We start from the raw sequence: 22705 nt of genomic DNA, 5'->3' as shown, positions 1-22705 counted from the left end.
TGGGAGATTGGAGCAGGGGAGTTAGGAGAGTAAGTCATAAATAACAAATAATAATAAATACTTATCTCCTGTCTCCTGTATCCTGTCTCCTACTCTCCTCCTAAACAGGTGTAATACTAGCGATTTTTCCACCCTGACGCTGAACACGCTGCATATAACCAGATAACTCCTCGTAGGGAATTACTACCGCTTGATTCACACGACGGGTTTTCGGATATCCAGCACCAAATACACCCGCAGTTTCCACCCGGTATAGTCTTCCTTCCTTACCAAAGGTTGCACCACCACCAAATCCGGTTGCTGGGGTGACACCCTTTGTCGGAGCTACATACGCAAATCCAGATTGAGTTCCCGAAGGTGATACAACTGCACTGGCATCATTCCGTCCCAGTTCATTCACCAAATGGGGTACACTTCCTTTTAATTGGGCGCGATCGCTGTTTGCATATCCCCGATATAATTGGAACATGCGGCTAAAACCAACGGTTTTTTGTCCTGTTTGGGTTTGGAAACCACGATAATAGGGAACAATATTCTCGCCAAAATTCGCTTCGTACTCTGGTGAATCGATGTAAGAATCGATATCTGCTTCAAATCCCGCGTTTTGATACAAATCTAAGTGAAAAATAATCTCCGACTCATCATAGGGTGCGCGACCTAGTAGGTGCTTATAATTTAACTCTATTGTCCGAGTTTGAAAGCAGTTATAGAAAAATTTCTTCTTGTAGAGTTCTGATTTGGCTACCTGACGCACAAAGTCACGCACGGTAATTTTACCATCACGTAATAATGATTCCGCACTGGTAAGTCTTTCTGCTTTCATCAAATAGTCATTACCTAATAACTGCCGATAAACAGCACTGATAATTAACTCTACTTCTTCCTTGGTTGTGCGGGGACGCATTTCTAAGGGTGCAGTCTGATCAAATGCTTCTGTTCCTAAACGAGAAGCTGCGGTAGTTATTGCCATAGTCTCAACACTATCTCCTTACTGTTCATATTTCCACGAGAGTGAGTTGCCATGCTGACCAACACGACAACTCCAACAAATCAATAACCCATTCCCAATTTTTCACCATCTGTGAATTTGTTAATGATTTGCAACTACTAGACAACGGGTTTACTACTGACTGAATTTATGAAGCCAATCCAATACTCATCACCCTGCAACCTTTACGGTTTAACTGTTGCAATTTACTTGACAATTGCTCAAAGGAAACCACTATTTCATTAGTGGAGCGTCTCACAACAGCCGCATTTGGTGATGCTGCTTGCATATAACGAATCCGATACACATCTCCCCGCGCACCTACTGCACCACCCACTAAAGCACCACTACTTGCTGGACGAATCGGTGAAGCCAGGTTTTTCGCAACTTCCCAAGTCAATTTACCTTGTTTTTGCCCTTGACTTGTGTCGCTATTGGCATATCCCCGATACAACTGGAACATCCGGCTAAAACCAATATTTTTCTGTCCCACCTGACTAGAAAAACCTCGGTAGTAGGGAACGATGTTATCTCCAAAGTTCTCTTGGTACTCCACAGAATCAATATAGGAATCGATATCTGCACTGTAACCTTGTGAACTATACAGGTCTACGTGGTAGGCGATTTCTGTCTCGTCCTGTGGCGCTCTCCCCAGCAAGTGTTTATAATTCAACTCAATAAACCGAGTTTGGGAATTACTGTAAAAAAACCTTTCGCGGTATAATTCGGATTGAGCAATCATCCGAATAAAATCACGCACGGTGATTTCACCACTGTGCAGCAATGATTCCGCACTGGTCAAACGCTGACCTTCCAGTAAGTAAGCATTCCCTAATACCTGCCGATATGCGCTGCGAATCACGTTCTCCACATCTTCTCGAACCGCATTACTCCGCAGTTCAACTATACCCGATTCCGCAAACGCACGAATTCCTAACTGGGCAGCTGCTCCTAATCCGGTCATAACTGTATACCCCGTTATTTGATGTTATCAAAAACAATTTTGTTATGTTGAGTCTACCTTTCAGTTATTTTTCTACCAACATAACAACTGTTCTGTGTTTTGCTTGTCTATCTCACCTTCATCCCATCACTACAGTGAACTATAGTGATGAAGCGATTCACTAATATGATTTTTTTATGCAAAGCCTAAAAAACTACCCGGAAAGCTTAACAACTCCTAGCACCATGCCAGCCGAGCCGCTACCGCTTTCCGGGCAAATTAACCCTAATTAGCTGAGGGCGTTAATAGCGTAATCAATGTATGAATTAGCTTCAACCGCAGGGTCGCCGCTTAATCCGTGGTTAGCTTTGATGTATTTGAGAGCTTCAACATACCAGCTAGGAGATAGGTCGAAGGTTTTGTTGATTTCAGCGATACCGGCAATCAAGTAATCATCCAATGGACCTGTACCACCAACAACTAGGCAGTAGGTAACCATGCGCAAGTAGTAACCGATGTCACGCACACATTTTGCTTTACCTGTGGAGGTAGATGCAAAGTTGGGTCCGGTCATCTGGGTGGTATAGGGGAATTTTTGATATACTGCGTTTGCCGCACCTTCAGCCAAGCTTTGAGCTTTGGCAGTTAATGCTTTTGCTGCTTCCAAGCTAGCTGTAGCTTGACGGAAACGACCAAAAGCAACTTGCACTTCTGTGCTGCTCAAGAAACGTCCTTGAGAATCTGCTGCTGCTACAGCTTCGGTGAGTGGTGTTTTCATCGGTTTGGTATCTCCCTTTTAAGCTTTTTAGAAATTTCTGTTTCAAAGCTATTTTCACGAACTGACTATCTGCATTTATTCCCACAACATAGTCAGCAAATAGCGCTTAGACTTATTTCAAATTATGCAACGGCTGCTGCTGCACGATCGAAGTAGCTTGCTACTTCAGACATTAATGCACTGCAATCACCTTGGGTGATACCGTTTCTGTCATTTGCGATCGCAATTGCTGCTTCTTTCATTTTTTGCACGCCAACTGCAACCGATGCACCGGGAGTACCCAATGCCAAGTAGGTTTCGCGCAATCCGTTCAAACAACGGTCGTCAAGTACACTTGCATCTCCAGCAAAGATTGCATAGGTCACGTAGCGCAAGATGATTTCCATATCGCGCAAGCAAGCTGCCATCCGACGGCTGGTGTAAGCGTTTCCACCTGGTGCAATCAATTGGGGCTGTTCTGCAAATAATGCACGCGCTGCGTTCGCAACGATTGCCGATGCATTGCTGGTAATCCGGTTAACGGTATCCATCCGTTTGTTACCGTCTTTTACCATGTTCATCAATGCATCTAATTGAGCAGTGCTGAGGTATTCACCACGGGCATCAGCCTGCGATACTACTTTGGCAAACGCATCTAACATTAATCTAATCTCCTATCCGTTAATTTTAGATTTGTCTTGTTTTTTGAACTTTATATCTAAAGTCCACATATCCTGTGACTCTGACGATAGATTGCAGTTCGCAACCCAGAAAGGTCAAACAGATATCCTTGATACAGTCTAATCTCTTCTTGGCTCCCATATTAAAACTTTTTTACAAAAGTTCATGAATAACTCAGATGAGCCAGGAACCAAGGGATAACTACGTTCAAGCAACCCCTCTCGACGTTTTACCCTTCCAAAATATATTTATACAACGACTTAGACCCTCTGTTCGTTAAAAATTATTGTTTTCTAGTTTCAAAGGCTTACAAAACTTAACTTATATTTCTCACAAATCCCTAAAATTTACAGGGAGTAGGGAGTAGAGAGTGGGGAATAGGTAGTAGGAGGAAGATCAAGCCGTTATACCGTTTTACTTGGGAGTTGATACCTGATGGGGAGCAGGGTTAGAAAATGTATTAGGCTGTTCCTAAAATAGTATTACTCAACGCTTGCCATGATTCTGAATGAGAAGTTTACTTCCTAACCTCAGCAAAAGCTCACATTCGCAACAATTATTTGCTGTTTGAGGATGTGAGATTCTAATAGGCTTTTTCCATCAGAGCGCAATCTCACTCTAGATATGGCTACTCCCCACTTCCCATCTTTGAATAGATGTTTTACGTCAGCGATCGCGATCGCACTCAATGTCGGTTACTCCCAATTTTTTGATAAAGTTTAGGGGTTAATTCTTCCGCAAGGTTATAAAGTTGAATTTCACCGCAACCTTGATGGTAAGCTTCAGGGATGGAAGCATGGTTAGCCAATGCTTTATAAAAACCCACGGCGAATTTCATGGCTGCTGCGTCACTGATGGCAATGTCCATCCCAATTACATAGGGTAAATGTGTTGCTAGGGCTTGAGCAAGGGGTGCAGAATGACAAGCATTGAGAATTAGACAGTGAATTGGTATTTGGGGTTGAATGCGAGCAAAATATCCAGCAAAATTGGTTGCAGATAGGGGTTGAATCTCACCGGATTCGTTTTCCAATAAAATCTCTCCGTTTTCTGTTCCATGTCCCGAAAAGTGAATAATCGCAGGTTTAAAGTCTAAAATTCCTTGACTAATATCACCAGGACGGACAGAGGTATAAGTTTCAACAGAAAAATTTTCCCGTACAGATCCGCGACGGAGGATTTCATAAATATCGCGAACCTCGCTACCAATGCGTAATTGGGTGGTGTTAATAGGATTTGCTCCCAGAAACAGAATTTTAATGGGAAATCCGAGTCCATGACGATTTAATAGAAGTTGTTTGACCCGATTGATAAAATCAACAGTATCAAAATCCCGCTTACTAAAAAAATCGGAAGCTTAGTATTGAACAAGGATATTGCGGACATCTTGGGTTGTCACCTTGATCGAACCACTAATTGCGATCGCGGGAATTTGGCGATCGCGTGCAAGTTCGATAAGTTGGATACCAAAACGCATAGATTCTTCAGTCGAATCACCTAGCGCAACGTCTGTCACCAGCAAATCCCAATGATTTTGACTCAGTTGATTATATGCGTCAGCAAAATTATCAACTAAATAAACCCGGTCTTGGGAGTGTCCGATTTGTTTGAAAGCTTGTCTGAGTTTTTCTTGCAGAATATGTTGCCAATTTTTATTATCTTCCACCAAAATCACTTTCAACTCATCCATGCTTTTTCCCCTGTCATCATGATTCTATTTATTTCGTCCCATCTTTGAACACATCACAGTAATAATTAGATTAAGTAGACAAGAAAGACCTTACCCACATTAGGGAAAAAAGCTCGATAACGCGAGTCTTTTGAAACATCATCAACCCGTTGAGGCATCCGATTTTTGGCTACCCAACCCGTAATTCCTTCATCAAAACTACTCAAGTATTTACCGGATGTGCGTGGACAGGAAGGGGGATAAATTGCACAGGTTTCTAGGGTTTGATTTACCTTATTTACTAATCTAATAGCTGCGAAATTAGCATTAGTGGCACTTGCAGCCCGTTCAACGATTTGGTGAAGTAATTCCTCCTGTTGATTGGCGGTAATAATTTTTAAATCAATATCATTTAAAGCCTCCACCCAATTACCTAGCCAACGCTGATTTTTGATAGCGATCGCAATTGATGAAGCCAGAGTTTCAATTAATGTGCGGACACTGTCGGAAAAGTAAAATTCTCGGCGATAATTAATGAATATTACACCAACTATTTCATCTTGAATTTTTAATAAAATTCCTGCTGCCGATTTAATTTGTTCTCGTTGGGAAAAGTCAGATTTTTGGAATACTGGGTCAGTTGCCAAATCATGGGAGTAGGTATTTACACCATAATCAATTAACTTTTGGGGAACGTTATTACTACTTACTTCACTTTTCATTTGTTCTACATAAATTAATCTCCCAGCAATATCTGGAGGAGTGATAAATTCCTGGGTTGTACGGTCGTATTCATAAATTACCACCACATCCGCAGCTAAAATATGTAATGTTTCCCAAGCTATTTGACTAAATAATTCCTTGGGGTCTGATAATTGGGTAAGGGATTCGGTAAAGCCATGTAAATTCGTTAATTGACTGGTTTGCACATTTTGTCTAGCATAGGTTGTGGCATACCAAATCGCGTGGGCTGCTCGCTGTAAATATAACTCTAACCAGCCATTTTGTTTCCGAATTAATGCCGATTTTCCCACACATTCAATTAAGATTAATCCTTGCATTTCTTCAAAATCATAGGGATAGGCAGCAATTGTCAGACTTTCAAGATTTTGCTGACCTTCCTCTACAAATTGGGGACTCACAGGATAACGTTTAACGTGGTGTTCATTTTTACGCAAAACTCGCTCACCTAAACGTTGTTTTTCTAGTTCTAAATCAACTCCATACTGACGATAATCCACATACCCAATACGACTTTCCCTACTCCCCAATGACCAATTATCCTGTTGAGGAAATAACTTACAGCACTTTCGAGGTAAATGAGGTACACTTGTTATTAGTGCATCAAAAATTAAAATGAAACCCTACTCAATCGATTTACGAGAAAAAATAGTAAGTGCTTACGAAAAGGGTGATACATCAATTCGAGGAGTAGCTGTGCAGTTTGGTATAGCAAAAAGCTATGTGCAGAAGCTAATCAGGCAAAAAAGATTGGAAGGGCATCTAGAACCCAAAAAGCAAGGTGGAGCAATGAAGGGTAAGCTAGATGATTACGGTAGCGAATTAGCAGAAATGGTTCAAAGTTACCCGGATTTAACTTTATTGGAATATTGCGAGTATTTTGGAGAAAAATATAACATTTGGGTGTGTGCAAGTGTGATGTGTTGTGCATTGCAAAAACAAGAATTAACTCGAAAAAAAAGACTTTACGTAGCAGCCAAGCGAAAACAGAAAGAGTCCAAAAACTGAGATTAGAATATTGGGAGAAAGTAAAACACATAGACCCAGAAAACCTTGTGTTTATAGACGAAATGGGTGTTTTGCTTGGTTTGACTAGAACTCATGCTCGAAGCGATCGCGGGAGTAGAGCTTATGATTTTAAACCATATTACCGAGGTGCAAAAATAAGTGTAATTGGAGGAATTAGCTTCAAAAAAGTCTTAGCTGTGATGACTTTAAATGGCTCAATGAATGGAGAAGCTTATAAAGTTTTTGTAGAGCATTTTTTACTTCCACAATTATGGGTTGGTGCAGTCGTTGTAATGGATAATCTGCCAGCACATAAAGTCGAAGAGATTAAGCCTTTGATTGAATCTGTAGGAGCAAGTGTTCTTTATCTATCTCCTTATTCCCCTGAATTTAATCCAATTGAACATTGGTGGTCACAATTAAAAGCGTTCTTAAAACAGTTTTCTCCTAAAAGTGCATCTGTAGTTGATGGTTTAATTAAAATTGCACTGACATTAGTTGATCCAAAGCATCTAAAAAATTGGTTTACTAATTGTTGCTACTGTACCTCATAAACCTCGAATCTGCTGTATATTCTCACAGCAATTGATCGGCAAATAATTTACTGTATTCAGGGAGCAATCATTTTATATGCCAACAAGTGTAAATACCACAACTTATAAACAACAAATTATCAAAGACTTTAATTCCCGCACAAACTACGATAATGGTCGTTTTCACGTATCAGTTGGTCAGCGATTAGTAGAGTTAGTAAATCTTCAACCAGGACAGTCAATTTTAGATATGGCTACTGGTACGGGTAATGTGACGATCGCCGCAGCAAAAATTGTGGGTGCGCAGGGTCGTGTGATTGGTGTGGATATGTCTGTGGGAATGTTGCAGACCGCGAGGGAAAAGTTGTTTAAATTAGGTTTAACAAATGTGGAATTTATTGAGGCTGATGTGGAGGAAATTAGCGAAGAGCAACAGCAAAATTATTGGACGGAAAATAGTTTTGACATGGTTTTTTGTTCACTAGCCGTTGCTTATTTAGCAGATATACCGAAATTTTTGCGGCAATGTCATCGTTTGTTAAAACCGGGTGGAACTTTAGCATTTAATGCATGGGAAGAAAAGGCTTTTCCCCCATCCATAATTTTTCGGGAGGTAGCTGCTAGTTACGGAGTAGAAATACCCAATCCCAATGAATTACTGGGTTCCCCCCAAAAGTGCTACGCTCATGTATATCAGTCTGGATTTCAGGATATTAAAATTATTTGTGAAGATTTTGGTTGGTATTTTACTCCCACTCTTGAATATGCAGAAGGAATGTGGCAAATCAATAGTCAAAATGCTTTTGGTTATCAAGTGAATTTCCTATCGGAAGTGAAAATTCAAGAGTGTAAATCCAAGTATATAGAAGCAATTCAAGGGATAGAAACATCGGCAAATCAAGCTTGGTGTAATGCACTATTAAATTTTGTGATTGCCAGAAAAATTTAATTGTAATACTGTTGATTATCTCGCTGATAAATAGGAAATGGGAAGTTATCATGTACAAAGTTGATTTTTCCCATTCCCGACTGACTTTACAAGTCAGAAATGAAGTATCTAGATACTTTGTGCTGAAGCTGACACTGCTTGTTTAGTTGTGTGTAAACGTTTTCATTTTCATCGGTAACTAGCTTCACCAATAAATATGAGGACTTATATTTGATTGTAAAAATAATTCAGGATACCTCTGTTAAAAGTTCCCCATTCCTGTATTTATTACGAGGAAGCAATGAGGGCTGAGTAATGGGTTGATTTTCCCCCTAATCCCTAAAAGTTTTACAAGTTTGTGAGAAATCTGGGTATTCTTTGTTCCCTTTTATATAAGTTTTTGTAGCGTAGCTTTCCTTAATTCCTGACTGAATATTAGGGGATAGAAATTCCGTTGATGATTTTACAGGATTTAGTATTTTTACTTTTCTGATGGAAATACTCTTTGCCTGTATTTTTTACAAGTAAGTTGTAAGTATGGAGTTACAGGTTGATTATCTTAATACATTCTGAAAGTGTGAGGGATTTGTGAGAAATGTGGGTTTTGTAATACATTCAACATTAGTCAAAATTTTTATTTAATTTGTATCCCCACGATTATTCTTTCGGTCAATATTTATTTGATATTTTTTAAAATTATATTATCTTAATTAGCGGTTTATACCTATATGTATAAACCATATCGAAAATACGGATTAAGCAATTACCTATGTCGCAACTTCCCCACGAACAAGCTGAAGATGAAAATACTCCGACGGAGATTTTAAGTCAACTTGCCCATGAAAGTATTGAACTGGCTATCATTGTTGCCAAAAATCCCAGTGCGACACCAGAATTACTCAGAGAATTATCATTTATTAATAATATAAAAATTCGTGAAAATTTAGTCAAAAATCCCAATACACCCAAGGATATTCTCTTTGAGTTAGCGGGGGAATTTCCGCAAGAATTTATTGCGAATCCAATTCTTGATTTACTATTACTAGAAAACCCCCAATTACCTCTTGATATATCCTATTGGACATTACGTAAACTACTGACTTTAAAAGAAGTCCCCAGTTGGTTATTAACAGGTGCAGCAGTGCATCCCAATTCCGAAATTGTTTATTTTGTAGCCCGTCATCCCCAAACTAGTATTGAAATTTTACACCAAATTATTCCCCGTAGTCATGATGATGTACGGATTGGCATTTGTATTTCCCAAAGGGGAGATGTCACCCTGGAAATACTAGAAGTTTTGGCCAAAGATAGTCCGATACCAGTTAAATTACACCTAGCCAAACAAGATAATACACCCCCATCGGTCTTGACGATACTTGCTGATTCTACCGATAAAAATTGGAATGTTTGTCTTGAATTACACGTTTCCGTTGCAAAGCATCCCCATACACCCATTGCAGTCCTGTCCCAATTATTAGCTAGTGGTGAATTCAAAATTAAACGGGCGATCGCGATGCGAGAAAATCTACCTAAACCCCTGTTTGTGGCTTTAGCAATGGATTATCGCATCTATGCAATGAATATCCTCCCCCAAAATCACAGTATTTCTGCCACTTTACTCACCGAACTATCTACCCACCCGGAACTGCATATCAGACAAATAGTTGCAGCTCATCCCAATACCCCCACCCCCATTCTGGAACAAGCTGTTAATGAGCAAGCTTTACATGATTTTCTCGCTCAAAACCCCAAGGTACCCATCCCCGTTCTGGAACAAATTCTGATCGATGCATCTACCAAAATCAAAAATGCGATCGCGCAAAATCCTGTAACCCCTTCCCACCTCCTAGACCAACTCGCACAAACCCATGATCATGACCTACTAATTCTCATTGCTCGTCATCATCACACGGACAATAGCACCCTTGAGCGTATTCTCCAACGTTTAGCTTTTGATACCCGTCTTTCCGTCCATAAGTTTGTCGCTAAACACCCCCACACCCCCGTAGATATACTGAGGAACTGGGCGGAAAAACACCCCCAACTTCGTCCCTGGATTGCACAAAACCCCAATTTACCCCCAGATATTTTGGCTAATTTAGCCAAAGATCCTTCCTATCTGGTTCGTTGCGAAGTTGCGAAAAACCATAACACCGACCCCAAAGTTCTCACCGACCTAGCTCAAGACCCAGAACCAGAAATTCGTCAAGCGATCGCCAAAAATCCTCACGCTCCTCCAGCAGCTTTAAATCTGTTGGTGTTGGATTGGTATTGCGTTTCTTTGGTTGCTCGTCATCCCAACACACCTGCTCAAGCTTTAGCTCATCTTGCTCGTTTAGGAGGATATGAATGGTTAGTAGTGCGTCATTTGAATACATCTCCCGTCATCCGCACCCAAATTCTCAATCAATTAGCCAGAAGTTACAACGTTTCTGACCGACTTTATGCTGCTCAAAATCCCCATACCCACTCAGCGACTTTGGAAGAATTAGCCAAAGATCACGATATCAAAGTCAGTCAAGCTGCTTTGCATAATCTGCAAAATCGTAGTGAATAAGTAGTCTAAATCACCAAATAAACCATCTAATTTTCACCTTTTCTATTCACCATTAATTACTAATTACAACCATGACACCATCTGAACTCAAAGCCTATCTCAACCAAATTATTCAGAATCGTCTTTACCTGAGTATAATGATTTGGGGCGCTCCCGGAATTGGTAAATCCAGCATTGTTCAGCAAGTTGCAAATGACAATCAACTGGAATTTATTGATATTCGTCTTTCCCAACTTGCACCAACCGATTTACGCGGTTTACCCGTTGCGGAAGCAGGTATCTCTAAATGGTTTCCTCCCGAATTCTTACCTCATCATGGTCAGGGTATTTTATTTCTGGATGAATTGAATATGTCTCCACCCGCGATGCAAGGTGTAGCCCAACAGTTAATTTTAGACCGTCGTGTAGGTAGTTATACAGTACCGCCTAACTGGTTTATTTGGGCAGCTGGAAACCGCAAAGAAGACCGAGCCGCCGTTTTTGATATGCCTTCCCCCCTTGCCAATCGCTTTTTACATTTAGAAGTAAGTGCCGATTTTGACAGCTTTAAAGCCTATGCCCTCGCGGCAAATCTCCATGAAGAAATCATCGCTTTTCTCTCTTTCCGCACCAGCTTACTACACGCTCAAGACAGCAATACCCAACAGGTAGCTTTCCCGACTCCCCGTACCTGGGAAATGGCCAGCAAACTCCATACAGCAGGGTTAGACATTTCACCAGCAGTTGGAAAGGGAGCTGCTGCTGAATTTAGAACCTTTCTCGAATTGTATGAAAATTTACCAAATCTCACCCCAATTTTGGCTGGAGAAGGAGAAAATATTCCCTTTCCCAAAGAACCCAGTGCTAGGTATGCAACCACAATTGGTTTGAGTGTCAGAATCGAAAATATTACCCAAGCTCAAAATGTTTTCCTGTGGTTAAGTAAGGTTGCATCCCCGGAATGGGTGCAATTATTTGCTACCGATTTATTTCAAGTTATGCGTAAAAAAGGACAACTGGGACAATTGGCTAATTTGTTGAAACAAAATAGTGATTTACAGAAATTTTTTCAAGAGTTTCAAGAGTTAATTGCCTAAAATTACGTGAGTTCGATGAACCTCACCCCAACCCTGATCTCGTCCCTATGCTCCGCGTAGGGACGCATTCCACGAGGTTCTTTCTACCTCTTCACCCAACCTACCCAATAATCAGGCTTTTAAGTCTAACTGAACTGTATTGGGATATGGGGATTGAATCGTTGGAAAATAGGGAGTCGGGAATCGGAAGGATATGGAGGATTTACGAAAGGACTTTCCCTACATGATGGCTATTCCCCAACTAATTCAAAACTGTAATTGTTGATTCACAAAAACTTCCACCCTTGTACCCGCAGGCATAAACCAAATATTACCACGTCTACTCATTTCCGCGATCGCTTGTTGATTGCGGGCGGTGATTTGGGGTACAATGGCATTCATCCCTCCTTCTAAAGCTCCTGTCAAAATATTAGTGCGGGGATTGTTCTGACTCACAATATTTCCCCCTGCGGTGGTAATAATTTGGGAATCGGTACGGTTGGATAACTCAGCAATTTTACCGATTCCTCCCAGTACAAATAATCCTGCATCCATTCCCGCGATCGCTCTCCCCCGTTTAGGATACTGTTCTGCAATTAATGGTTTCCCTTGGGGTGCGCTTACCCGGATTGCACCTTCTGGTAAGTTAATCATCCGACTTTCATTATTTTGGTTGATAATTACCGATTTCCCTTGCAACTGTACCATCCCTCCATCCGTAATATTACTAATTTGGGCAAGTAATTCGGTATTTGTTGGTAAAGCGATACTGCCATCCCCGTTTTTCAAAGGTTCCGTGAGACGAATTACGAAGGTGTGGTCATTATTACCTCTTGCTGTCGGAGATTTTTGGGATTCACCGAAAAGCGCGATCGCCAAAACTCCTCTAGCACTGGTACCAATAGCAACGCTTCTACGAGTATTGGAAGCAGTTTGAAGTGGGGAAGGGGTTCTGGGAGTATTATTATTGGCAAAATTATCTTGAACTGGAGTGGGTGGGGTTTCTGGGGAGGTTGTATCCAGGTCGTCCTCGGGGTTTAAAATTCTGTTAGCATTTGGGGTCGTTGGTCTAGGTATATTCGCTATTGGTGTGTTAGCGATAATAGGTGTCGGTGTCGATGTCGGTGTTGGTGTTGATGTTGGTGTGGGGGAGATGCTGGTAATTTGCGATTGGGGGGGTGATATTCGTGGTTGGGTAGGGACTTGTTGAGGAACCTGGACAATTCTTTCCTTTTCAACGGTGACGATTCTGGGTACGTAGACAGTTTGTGTTGGTGTGGGAACCCGTTGGACAATTACCCGTGGAGGTGTTTGGGGTTGGGTGGTTGTGGGGGTGGAGGTCGGTCTATTATTTTGGTTATTGTTGATATTATTTGTGGTTGCAGGTTGGGGTGGAGATTGCAAGGTTCTGAGTTGCATTTGGGCTGATTTTACAGCTTTTGCTTGTTCAGATAAGGCTAATTTGGTTTTTAAAACCTCTATTTCTGCTTGGGGATTGAGGGGAGTAATTTGTGGTTCTGGAATTGGTGTAGTTAAGGGATTGGGGAGGGAGGATTTGTTATCACCACCTCCCATAATTTGGGACAGAAATATACCCATTATCATCACTGCAATCAGAGTTCCTCCACCGACAACAGCAATTTTTGCTAGGGGATTTGCTGCTAGGGATTTGGATGATTTGGGGGAGTTATTGACATCTTCGTCGGGGGTAGAATTCAGGGGAACCAGATGACTGTGATTGTGGCTTGTTATTTCTAAGTTATCATTAACATCATCTAAGTCATCTTCAAAACCGACTAAATTAGCGAGGTGTTTTTGCCAATCTTCGGGGGTATATTCAGATTCTAAATTGGTCTGGGAAGGGTTGGGGGATGTGGATAAATTATTCATAATCTTTGGGTTTTATCTTGTGATTATCGGTTTGAGGTCAGGGTATTTTTGGCAAAATCATTGTGTCGTCAGTGAATTTTATTTCATTAAGATTACTGTTTCCATAGTGTTAGTTATAAAGGTATTTTTAAAAACTTATCTGACTCATCGGGTTTTGGACGAGATTATTTTAGAAACTTCTCTCAAAAATCTCAAATACCTAACTTCTCACCAAGTGATTTAAACAAGACTTACGTAACTAGTACAGGTTGGCGGAAATAAACCTAGTATTAAGTTAGTCACAACTTTTATCTAGTGACTATACTCTGCGTGGTCACTCAGTCAGCGAGGGCTATACTGCCTTCATTCACGAGGTAGGAGCTTCGTAGATTCCGCATCTACTCGGAGCATGGGTACGAGGGAAAAGGTAGGCGTATTTACGCCGCGTGGTACTAGCATATTATTCTAAATTCGTAGTCAGGACTTTAATCGTTAAATTCAGCGCTATAGGAGCTTTATAAAAACCAAAAATCAGAATTTTTGTGACATATGGGACACCTGGATTTCTCACGAGTAAGTTGTAAGCCTTTAGTAACGGATTGATGTTCCTTCTACGGACTATCCCTATGATTTTTTCTCCAAATATCCTGGATTGATAGCGAGTAATTTATAAACCTTGATTGACAGATTGATTTTCCTTCTATTTTATTATCACGACTTCCTACTCCCTTTAATTTTAAGGAATTAGCTTGAAATACAGGCTTTGTTTTTTTACTTAATTTAGCATACAATTTTTATCTCCAACCTCACAAATATTCACAATGCTCAATTGCATTTTACTCAACTCATGGACGGCTTGGTGTAAAGAATTTACAGGTTTAGTTAATGGAATGGGTGAACTCTCCACAACTTCAACTATGACATTTTTTTGCCAATTTTGACTTTCGCCATTTTTATCTTGATTTAAAAAAATAATTCTTCTCCCCTTTACAGTTAATTGCCATACACCCGTCTTCATTTCCTGGGGTTGAGAAATACTTTGAATGAGAAAAACACTTTCGATATTATCACCCCTACCTTCGGGACTAATTTCTGACAGGAGTCGATTGTGTAAATTCTGTGCTAATAATCCCAAACTAAAATTCAAGACTGTTTGTGGAGGATGGTTTTTTGACCAGGTAAACATTAAGGTTAAAGTTTCACCAACAAAGCGACGAATACTTTCCGGATGTCTTTGACTATGGGGTTGGGGTGCAAGGGTAATTCCCCTTCCGTCAGCAAGTTGTCCTAATACTTGAGGTAATCTACTGGTAATTCGATTTAACATGGAAGCATTAAAAATTAATAATGTTAATGCTAGTAAATTAACGCCAAATATCAATACCGTAAATAGGGGAAGGATATTTGATTTAGATGTTTGTGGTTGGTGAATTAGACGCATAGTCAGGGATATAGGGGTGATTTAAATAAGGTGCTCATTAATTTGTAAATTGATGATTATTGAGTAAACCTTGACAGCGATTTGAGACATCATTTAAACATAAATTTGTAATTTCGTAGATTTCTAACTTCTGCGATCGCAGTTTATATATGGCTTGTTGTAAGGGTGTAATTTCTGTTGCTAAAGGATGTTCAAAACTATCCACTGCACGCACTAAAAAATCTTTATTAAAAGGGGTAAGAATTTTCTGCTTATCACTTCTTTGTTGAACAATATTCGCAACCATTCCCACGCGCCAATTTCCCGGTGCAATGTTTTCGGGAGGATAAACACGTTGAATTACTAATTGTGCAGTAACCCCTTGATGGGAACCGCGACTAAAAATTTCCGCAGGTGTCATATCCGCTATTTGTGCTAAAAAACCCTGACGAAAATCTTCACTTAAACCAAAGCTTGCAACCCAACTGCTTGTCGCTATTTTTTTATTATATCCTTGGGGTGTTTTTACTGTAATTCCGGAATCTGGTTGGGGATTTGTGACATCTTCAATGGTTTGGGGTGGTAAATTTCCTGTCCAGTTAAATACTGCGGTCATGGTGGTACTCACAAATTGACGAATTGCTTCCGGGTTTCGCTGTAATTGATGATTTGATGTCCCTGGTTGACCGTTAATGAGTTCAATAAATGTCGGTGGTTTTTGGTTGGTGATATTGCGAATTATCAGTCCTTGATACAGAATGATGAGCAGGGTGAATATATTTAGACCCAGGGTAATTAGGGCAAAGATTTGCAGAAAGTTAATTTGTGGTTTGTGTTTGGGAAGTATTCCTGTCATATTTATTTTCTGTCAATATATATTTCTTGATTTTTTGTATAGAGCTTTTAGTTATCAGATATGTAACCTAAATAAAAAGACATTTTGGTAATTGGGAAAATCAACTTTTTATAAATTAATCGAAACTCATCTTTAAATTGGTAAGCTTTGATATCATCAAAATGAATTTTTATTATCTACCGAAAATCATAATTCTCTCTTCCATCTTCTTTTTACCTTCTGTCTTCTGTATTATATCCCCCCATTCAAATCCTTTGTTTAATCCAAGTTGTCGAATAACTAATAGCATTAAATGTGGCGATTCCTCCTAAAGCTGCAATCACTAATGATAAAATGGGAGCTAGAAGACCAATACAAATTAAAAACCAAGTTAAATCCATATTCTCATTCACACTTTGGGCTGATGTATTCACCACAACTGTCGCTGTAATTAGAGTAATAATATTAAAAGAAATTTTGGCGATCGCAACTGCAAAAAATCCAGTTATCCAAGCAAAAATGGGTTTTCCTGCTACTGGTAAGAGGGACGCACCTAGAGCAATGGGTCCAAGAACCGCAATTAGTAGCATTGTCGCTTCCATCAGGTTCTGGAAAGCAAATTGACTGGAGATTAACAGGTTTTTAATACTTACTTGTAAACCCGAACCCAACAAGGCATTAAATTCCAGTTCTGAAACTGGAGAGGTATTAAAAACGATTTGATTTACTTGGGTTTCTAAACGATTAATCCAGGGTTGAGTTCCATATTGATTACGATAACTTTGCCACAGGGGATCGATTTTTTCCTTGGCTTTAGTTAAACATTGATTTTGTAGTTCTCCATTCAAGGATTGACAGGGACGCAGGAATGCACCCACCACATCCTCCGCAATACTCAGATTAATCGCTTGTTGATATATTTGGTTATTATTGGTACTAGTAATAACTTGTTGATTAATGGTATTTAAAAAGTTGCGCACTCCCAGAGTTAAGTTAGAAAGAGCTGTTCCATTCCCTGGATTCGCAAGGAATAATACAACTATTAATGGCATAATTAGGGAGGATATGGGACGAGAATATTCGTTTTCTAAGACATCTCGCAACCATTGAGCCATGAATATCAAAAATGTCCCCACTGCCAAAAAAATTCCTAATCTGGTTAATGCGCCATAGATATTATTATTTGTATTCGTTTGCAATAATTCTAACCATTGTTTATCCCAATTAGCTGCTAAATTTTGGACTGTCATGGAGCCATTTTCTAGCAGGTTGTCTGCTGCTGTTTGAGCTAAAATAATATAATTAATCTCCACTCCTGACTCCCTACTTCCTTCTACAATCCTAATATCTTTAGTTAATATCTTCTCAAGCTAAATTTTTTCACAAGTAAGTCATAATCTGTATTTCTCACAAGTGAGTGATTAGCTTGGAGTCATGGGTGGTTTTTCCTACTACTCCAGTCACGGACTGTTCCCTATTACCTACTTCCTACTCCCTGCAAATTTTCCGGATTTTCTCCTTGTATATTCTCCCCTGATTGTAATAAACTTGACTGACTAGCAGCCCTTAATAATCTAGCAGCAGCAGTCGCATTTTCAATCCGGCGATCGCGATTCATATCTTCCACTTCAGTAGAGATATTTACTAAATTTAAATTGGTATATTGTAAATCCTGCTGTATCTGTTTATTTATCCCCAAATTAGCTGCCATAATTTTAGTTTGTTCCTGTTGAATATTCAAATTTTGTAATTCTAAATCTGCCAATCCTTCCCAGGTCAACTGAGCTAATCTTGCTTGGTTATTTAATAGCAATGAAAAAGCCGAACCAGCCGGATTTAGGTTGTCTAAATTCAATCCCCCAAGAGAATTAGCTGCTGCTTGAATTTCTAACTGTTTTTGTTGTTTATTAGTAGTAGCTGTTTCTACTCCTAAATTCACTTTTTGTACGGAATTTTGCGTATTTTCTAAAACATTGCGACTACGAGCTTGTCCACCACTCCCCAAGGTCCCCTCCATTCTTCCTCTGGTCATTTCCCTATCGAGAATCCCATTGATTTTATGCGCTCTTAAAACCGGATTATTTTCATATTTATCCATGATAGGATATTGACTCACCTGATTGATGACTTCTTGGTTAGTTGTATTGGGATTCGGTACTCTTAGTTCCCCCGATGCACTATTGATAGTTGTATTGATAGTAGACTGAAATGGGTTAAATTTGCTATTTACCTGATTGCTCAAATAGTTCCTGAAATCATTCCCATAGGATTGAAATTCGATCCACACATTTCCTAAATTTCCCCAACTAGGAAGAGCAGACATCAATCCGAAAATTGGTAAAAATAAAATCGGCCAAAAATATCTCACATATTTCCGTTTATCCCCACCATCCTGACTCAAAGAGCGAAAATTTAATTTACCCTTCATCTTAACCTCCGCGAATTTTCATGACTAAATTCTGAGCAAATCGGGAAATAGCCTCATACTTATCGGAATACTGCTGCATGAATTTCTGACGCTGACTTTGTTCGTCTGGATTATTTGCAACTACCGCTAATTGTTCATAACCCGGATAATAACGACAGTAGGTATAAACTCCATTATCATCTAACAACCATTGACTATAAATCTCTTCCTTTCTGGGGAAAAAACTTTCCGAAGCATTTTGATTGATCACCTCACGGGGATAGCGCAAAATATTAATAAAACTATCCACCGCAACAGGTTGAATGCGTCCTATTAACCGCGTCGTCAAATTTTGTAAAATCTTCGATGCTGCACTTGATTTTGCAATCGTATCCGGGTCTTGAGCAGATAAAATCACCCTCACCCCTGCTTTTGCACCATTTGCACATAATCTTCCGACCAAATTCGAGATTTGCGGAAATTCAAATAAAATCGGAGCTTCATCAATAAAAAATATGGAAGCAGGACTACTCAAAGCGCGACGTAATGCAGCAGCATATGCACTTAAAGATAACAAAGCTGCATCCTCACTATCCAATAAATTCCGCAGTGCAAACACTAATAATTGCGCATCCGTGGGAAAACTCGACGGTGCAGAAATTGATTGTCCCACCCGACTTTGTAACCAAAATCGCAAGCGTAAATTAATCACTTCTAAAGCTTCATCAACCCGCTTTCCCGTACTATGTAAATGCAACTGTTCGCGGGAACAAAAGGGTAAAAAATCCTTTAAGGTCGGGGTCTTATCCCACTCCGGTGAACCAAAACCTTTTTCGATGGCGATCGCATATCTCGATTGTATACCTTCGTCGGCAAAAAATTCCGTCAATCCCAGGTTAATCAAAGAACGCACCGTTTGCGATAGTAACTGGCTTTCACTGGTATTTCCTAATACCATCGTCATCAAAGCCGATTCCAAAAAAGCGAAAAAATCCTGAAAGCGATCGCGTTGTGCTTCAGGGGATAATAATCTTAAATCAGGGGCTTCAAATAGATTATTGGCTTGATTGGAAATATCAAAATATGCACCGTATTCTGACAAAAATTGGGTGTAATCGGTAAAGGTGGATGTTCCATCCGGTTTCGGGAAATCTAAAGCCACCACGGGGATATTATAGGCTAAGGCTTGGGTGAGAATTCCTGATACTAATACGGACTTTCCCGCACGAGTAGTAGCAAATAATGCCAAATTTTTGTGTTGATTAAATAAATCAATATGAATGGGACTTCCCCCCTCATCCGCAATCAATTCAAATCCCCGTTTATCTCCAGCACGGGTGGTAACTAAAGGAATCAATCCCCAAACTTCATTTGTTAAATATAACTGTCGTCGATTAAAGGGCTTTGCTAATAAACTTTCCCAGACAATTGGCAAAGTTTGTAACCAAATTTTCCATGCATATTCTGTTTCCCGAATCACCCTTGCAGGTCGTTGAAAACAGTTTTCAATATATCGACAAGCCTCATCCAATTTTTCTATATTAGGACGATGCACCAAAATCGCAATTCCTGTATAAATGGGAATTGCACCCTCATAGATTTTTTCCTGTGCAGCAATCGACTTTTGTAACTTTAACTGCGCACCCACATCAATCGTATTACTTTTTTCCTTGGCAATTTTTGCCGTCATATTCGATTGTTTCAAAACCCGTTGTAAAGTCGCTTTCACAATTGCTGGATTTGCCGGAGTTAACTCACAAAATATCTCCGTATCCACCACTGCATCCCTAGCTAATAATTCCCATAAATACCGTAATTGGGAAGTTTTGTTCGCCCATCCCCCCGGCTTTTCTAAAAACGTCATTACCCCCACATAATTACCCTTAACCCGTACCCATTTCCTCTCTGCCACTGGAACGCTAGATTCAGTTAAAAAAGTCGTACTATGGGTATTTTCCAACAGTAATTTACTACTAGCTAACTCTGAATAAATTTGTTCCCGCAACCCATTTTCATCCCAAATCAATAACTGGGGAATCTCCATCACTGGAGTGGGATTAAACCTGCACCAAATCTCTTTCCATAACTCCTGTGCAGTTAGGGGACGAATATCCAAACCCATTTTATTTGCTAATACCTGTTCCCAACGTCGAAACCCCTCATTATAGGCATTCGTCACAATCGTTTCGATGCGTTGAGTTTCCCTTTCTAAACTTTCCCCCTTAAAATTTAACCACCAATTCTCTGCTTTTGCTATGATTTTCTCAATCCAATCATCACTCGCACCACTATCTGGTTCTACTGTATAAGTGACATAAATCCGTAAAAATTTCGGCTTGCGAATACCCTCCCGCGTCAAACTTCTCACCCGCGCTCTTTCGGAAGTTAATAAATACTGAATATCCCGCGATCGCGTATTTTTTACTAGTTCCCCCAATTCCCGCTGACGCTGCATATCCCCAGCAAAGGAACCCAAATGAAAAGTAATTCGTTCCTCCCCCGGTAAATCCTTTAAACCCGCTTCAATTTGTTGACAAATCTGATTAATTTGCTCTGCTCTTAAAGTCGTATGGATTCCTCGACAATCAAACCCAAACACAAAACACAACTTATCATTTTGGGCATTTTTATTTAAAATATACGCACCAATATCACGACCATGCATAGCAATTTGTAACATCGTCGCCAAATGCAATCCATCCTCAAAGGGTGTTAATCTACCTTCTGCGGGATTGACGCTTTGTTTTCCGATTTTTTCCTTCATGATAAAAGCCTAGAAAACTCCGATACCTCGCCATTCCTCGCGTCCATTTGGGGACACCCACAAACTTACTTAAAAACCGCCAACTCCTTCCCCCACTTAATATCCACCAAGTCGCCATTCCCCAACCCGCAATCAAAAAAGTCCACAGCCATTTTTGCCATTCACTACTAAATAATCCCCCCAAAAATCCATTAATAATAAAATAGGAGCCTAAACCAATTAATGTCCAAGGAATAATTTGATTCGCAGGAATTGGTCCGAGGGAAGGCTGAGTTCCCAAAATTTGATTCACAGGTCGAAATTCTTTATCGTCGTCTTGCATGTTTTTTAATTAGGAGTAAGGAATCGGGAATCGGGTGGTAGAGATAACCCGACGGGTCGTCTCTACGGGAATGTAAATATCTCCCCATCCTTTCCTCCTGTCTCCTATCAACCGTATTCTCAACTATCCTACCCAATCACAAAACCCGTCAACACATCTGCAATTGTCACAGCAATAACTACTAGTAAAGGAGTTCGAGCAACCACTTGCCAATCTTCATCCTGTCGCACCGCATTAATCACCCCAATTAAAGCCACTGCAATATACAGTAAATACAATCCTCGCAACACATTAAAAATTAAACTCACCGCACCACTAGCATCCCCCTGAGAACCCTGGGTCAAGGTGTTTTTAAAAAATGTTTCCGCTTTACCAAAAAATTGTGCATCTGCACTCAAGCTGAAATAATCCAACCAGAAAAAGCTAAACACACCAGCAATCACGATGGTCTGAGCAATCACTATGGTTTGACGAGAGCATTGAATCTGTTCACCACATACCTGAATAATTACACTCAGCAAACAACCAATTAATAAGTAAAAAGCAAAACTCAAACCATGACTGGCGATCGCAATCACAAAAATGGCACAGGTTAACAGGAAAAAGCCTGACGATAGGTAGTTGGATCTGAATTTCATAATGTTTTAATATCTAAATTCTCTATTTCTTTTTCAAAATCATCACGATATCAGCTTCATTCAATTCACCGCTTCTCTTCCCATTCCCAGATAGGTAGATGGGTACAATTATAATATTTTTTTCCCAGGGCTACTTTTCCATTATCCTAACCCAAACTCATGATTAAGTTTTGATTCCACAAAATTTGATTATGTAAATTAACCTAAAGTCATACATTTACAGGGGGAGATTAAATATAGGTTAACAGGAGGTGAAACTCTGGATAATATTTACTCCCATATCCTGAATTTATTTCCAGGAACTTTCTATTGTGTGGGCTAGTTTCTTTAATATTTTTAATATTTGTGGAGAGAAAGCTAAGTCGCTCTTCTCCCTGTCAGCAGTAATTTATCAGCTTTAAGTCACCCATTATGATTTCCTTCTAATTCCGACTCACTACTCCCTAATCCCCGAAAATTATAGGGATTTGCTCTCAATTCAGGATATCTTGAATTGCCCCTTACTCTCATCCAAGCCACAAATATACTATCCAGAGACGTAGATATTTTAAACAACACAAATAAACAATAATCTTGCCTTAATCAATTTA

20 protein-coding genes are annotated in these 22705 nt (G+C 39.9%); 5 read left to right on the top strand and 15 right to left on the bottom strand.

Annotation, left to right across the window (positions count from 1 at the left end; genetic code table 11):
• Positions 1-100: 100 nt before the first annotated feature.
• The 7 genes from CDC37_RS21945 to CDC37_RS21915 form a co-directional block, all read right to left on the bottom strand.
• Positions 101-970 carry a phycobilisome linker polypeptide gene (locus CDC37_RS21945; RefSeq protein WP_096625128.1) on the bottom strand — a complete coding sequence of 290 codons (870 nt, stop codon included), beginning with the start codon at positions 968-970 and terminating at the stop codon, positions 101-103.
• A gap of 166 nt (positions 971-1136) precedes the next feature.
• A complete protein-coding gene (locus CDC37_RS21940) occupies positions 1137-1952 on the bottom strand; it encodes a phycobilisome rod-core linker polypeptide (protein ID WP_096625126.1) in 816 nt (271 codons plus the stop codon).
• A gap of 268 nt (positions 1953-2220) precedes the next feature.
• A complete protein-coding gene (cpcA, locus tag CDC37_RS21935) occupies positions 2221-2709 on the bottom strand; it encodes a phycocyanin subunit alpha (RefSeq protein ID WP_096625124.1) in 489 nt (162 codons plus the stop codon).
• Positions 2710-2831: 122 nt separating this feature from the next.
• On the bottom strand, positions 2832-3350 hold the full coding sequence (locus CDC37_RS21930) for a phycocyanin subunit beta (protein WP_096625122.1): 519 nt from the start codon (positions 3348-3350) through the stop codon (positions 2832-2834).
• Between the two features lie 704 nt (positions 3351-4054).
• Positions 4055-4558: a CHAT domain-containing protein gene (locus tag CDC37_RS21925; protein WP_330220851.1), complete on the bottom strand. Its 504-nt coding sequence runs from the start codon at positions 4556-4558 to the stop codon at positions 4055-4057.
• A gap of 168 nt (positions 4559-4726) precedes the next feature.
• Complete coding sequence (locus CDC37_RS21920) at positions 4727-5059, bottom strand: response regulator (protein WP_096625118.1); 333 nt, start codon at positions 5057-5059, stop codon at positions 4727-4729.
• Between the two features lie 65 nt (positions 5060-5124).
• Positions 5125-6279, bottom strand: a complete 1155-nt coding sequence (locus CDC37_RS21915; protein ID WP_157780816.1) for a GAF domain-containing protein — start codon at positions 6277-6279, stop codon at positions 5125-5127.
• A gap of 115 nt (positions 6280-6394) precedes the next feature.
• Here CDC37_RS21915 and CDC37_RS25045 point away from each other — a divergent pair, with 115 nt between their 5' ends.
• From CDC37_RS25045 to CDC37_RS21890, 5 genes are all read left to right on the top strand, one after another.
• Positions 6395-6787, top strand: a complete 393-nt coding sequence (locus CDC37_RS25045; protein ID WP_096619923.1) for a helix-turn-helix domain-containing protein — start codon at positions 6395-6397, stop codon at positions 6785-6787.
• Entirely contained in the window at positions 6685-7341 is a 657-nt protein-coding gene (locus CDC37_RS24585; RefSeq protein WP_330220810.1) for an IS630 family transposase, read from the top strand. Before CDC37_RS25045 ends, CDC37_RS24585 begins: the two co-directional genes overlap by 103 nt.
• Before the next feature lie 76 nt (positions 7342-7417).
• Positions 7418-8269, top strand: coding sequence for a class I SAM-dependent methyltransferase (locus tag CDC37_RS21900; protein WP_096625114.1), 852 nt, complete (start codon positions 7418-7420; stop codon positions 8267-8269).
• A 748-nt stretch (positions 8270-9017) separates the two neighbouring features.
• Positions 9018-10805, top strand: coding sequence for a variant leucine-rich repeat-containing protein (locus tag CDC37_RS21895; protein WP_096625112.1), 1788 nt, complete (start codon positions 9018-9020; stop codon positions 10803-10805).
• A 71-nt stretch (positions 10806-10876) separates the two neighbouring features.
• Positions 10877-11881, top strand: a complete 1005-nt coding sequence (locus CDC37_RS21890) for an ATP-binding protein (RefSeq protein WP_096625111.1) — start codon at positions 10877-10879, stop codon at positions 11879-11881.
• A 246-nt stretch (positions 11882-12127) separates the two neighbouring features.
• On the opposite strand, the gene CDC37_RS21885 is transcribed toward CDC37_RS21890, so the two are convergent.
• The 8 genes from CDC37_RS21885 to CDC37_RS21845 all read right to left on the bottom strand — a co-directional run bounded on the left by CDC37_RS21885 (position 12128) and on the right by CDC37_RS21845 (position 22115).
• Positions 12128-13750 carry a TrbI/VirB10 family protein gene (locus tag CDC37_RS21885; RefSeq protein ID WP_096625109.1) on the bottom strand — a complete coding sequence of 541 codons (1623 nt, stop codon included), beginning with the start codon at positions 13748-13750 and terminating at the stop codon, positions 12128-12130.
• Between the two features lie 754 nt (positions 13751-14504).
• Positions 14505-15170, bottom strand: a complete 666-nt coding sequence (locus CDC37_RS21875) for a hypothetical protein (protein ID WP_096625105.1) — start codon at positions 15168-15170, stop codon at positions 14505-14507.
• A 37-nt stretch (positions 15171-15207) separates the two neighbouring features.
• Entirely contained in the window at positions 15208-16005 is a 798-nt protein-coding gene (locus tag CDC37_RS21870; RefSeq protein WP_096625103.1) for a hypothetical protein, read from the bottom strand.
• Between the two features lie 245 nt (positions 16006-16250).
• The gene (locus CDC37_RS21865; RefSeq protein WP_231943513.1) at positions 16251-17234 is read right to left on the bottom strand and encodes a hypothetical protein; all 984 of its coding nucleotides are present in this window, start codon (positions 17232-17234) and stop codon (positions 16251-16253) included.
• Between the two features lie 227 nt (positions 17235-17461).
• The gene (locus CDC37_RS21860; protein WP_096625099.1) at positions 17462-18412 is read right to left on the bottom strand and encodes a hypothetical protein; all 951 of its coding nucleotides are present in this window, start codon (positions 18410-18412) and stop codon (positions 17462-17464) included.
• Between the two features lies 1 nt (position 18413).
• Positions 18414-21155 (bottom strand): hypothetical protein, encoded by a 2742-nt coding sequence (locus tag CDC37_RS21855; protein WP_096625097.1) that lies wholly within the window; start codon positions 21153-21155, stop codon positions 18414-18416.
• Entirely contained in the window at positions 21109-21477 is a 369-nt protein-coding gene (locus CDC37_RS21850) for a hypothetical protein (protein ID WP_096625095.1), read from the bottom strand. Before CDC37_RS21850 ends, CDC37_RS21855 begins: the two co-directional genes overlap by 47 nt.
• Positions 21478-21605: 128 nt before the next feature.
• Positions 21606-22115: a hypothetical protein gene (locus tag CDC37_RS21845; RefSeq protein WP_096625093.1), complete on the bottom strand. Its 510-nt coding sequence runs from the start codon at positions 22113-22115 to the stop codon at positions 21606-21608.
• Positions 22116-22705 lie beyond the last annotated feature (590 nt).

The sequence above is a fragment of the Calothrix sp. NIES-3974 genome (assembly GCF_002368395.1).
In the GTDB taxonomy this organism is placed as follows: Bacteria; Cyanobacteriota; Cyanobacteriia; order Cyanobacteriales; family Nostocaceae; genus NIES-3974.
This window is presented reverse-complemented; position numbering and strand designations above follow the sequence as displayed.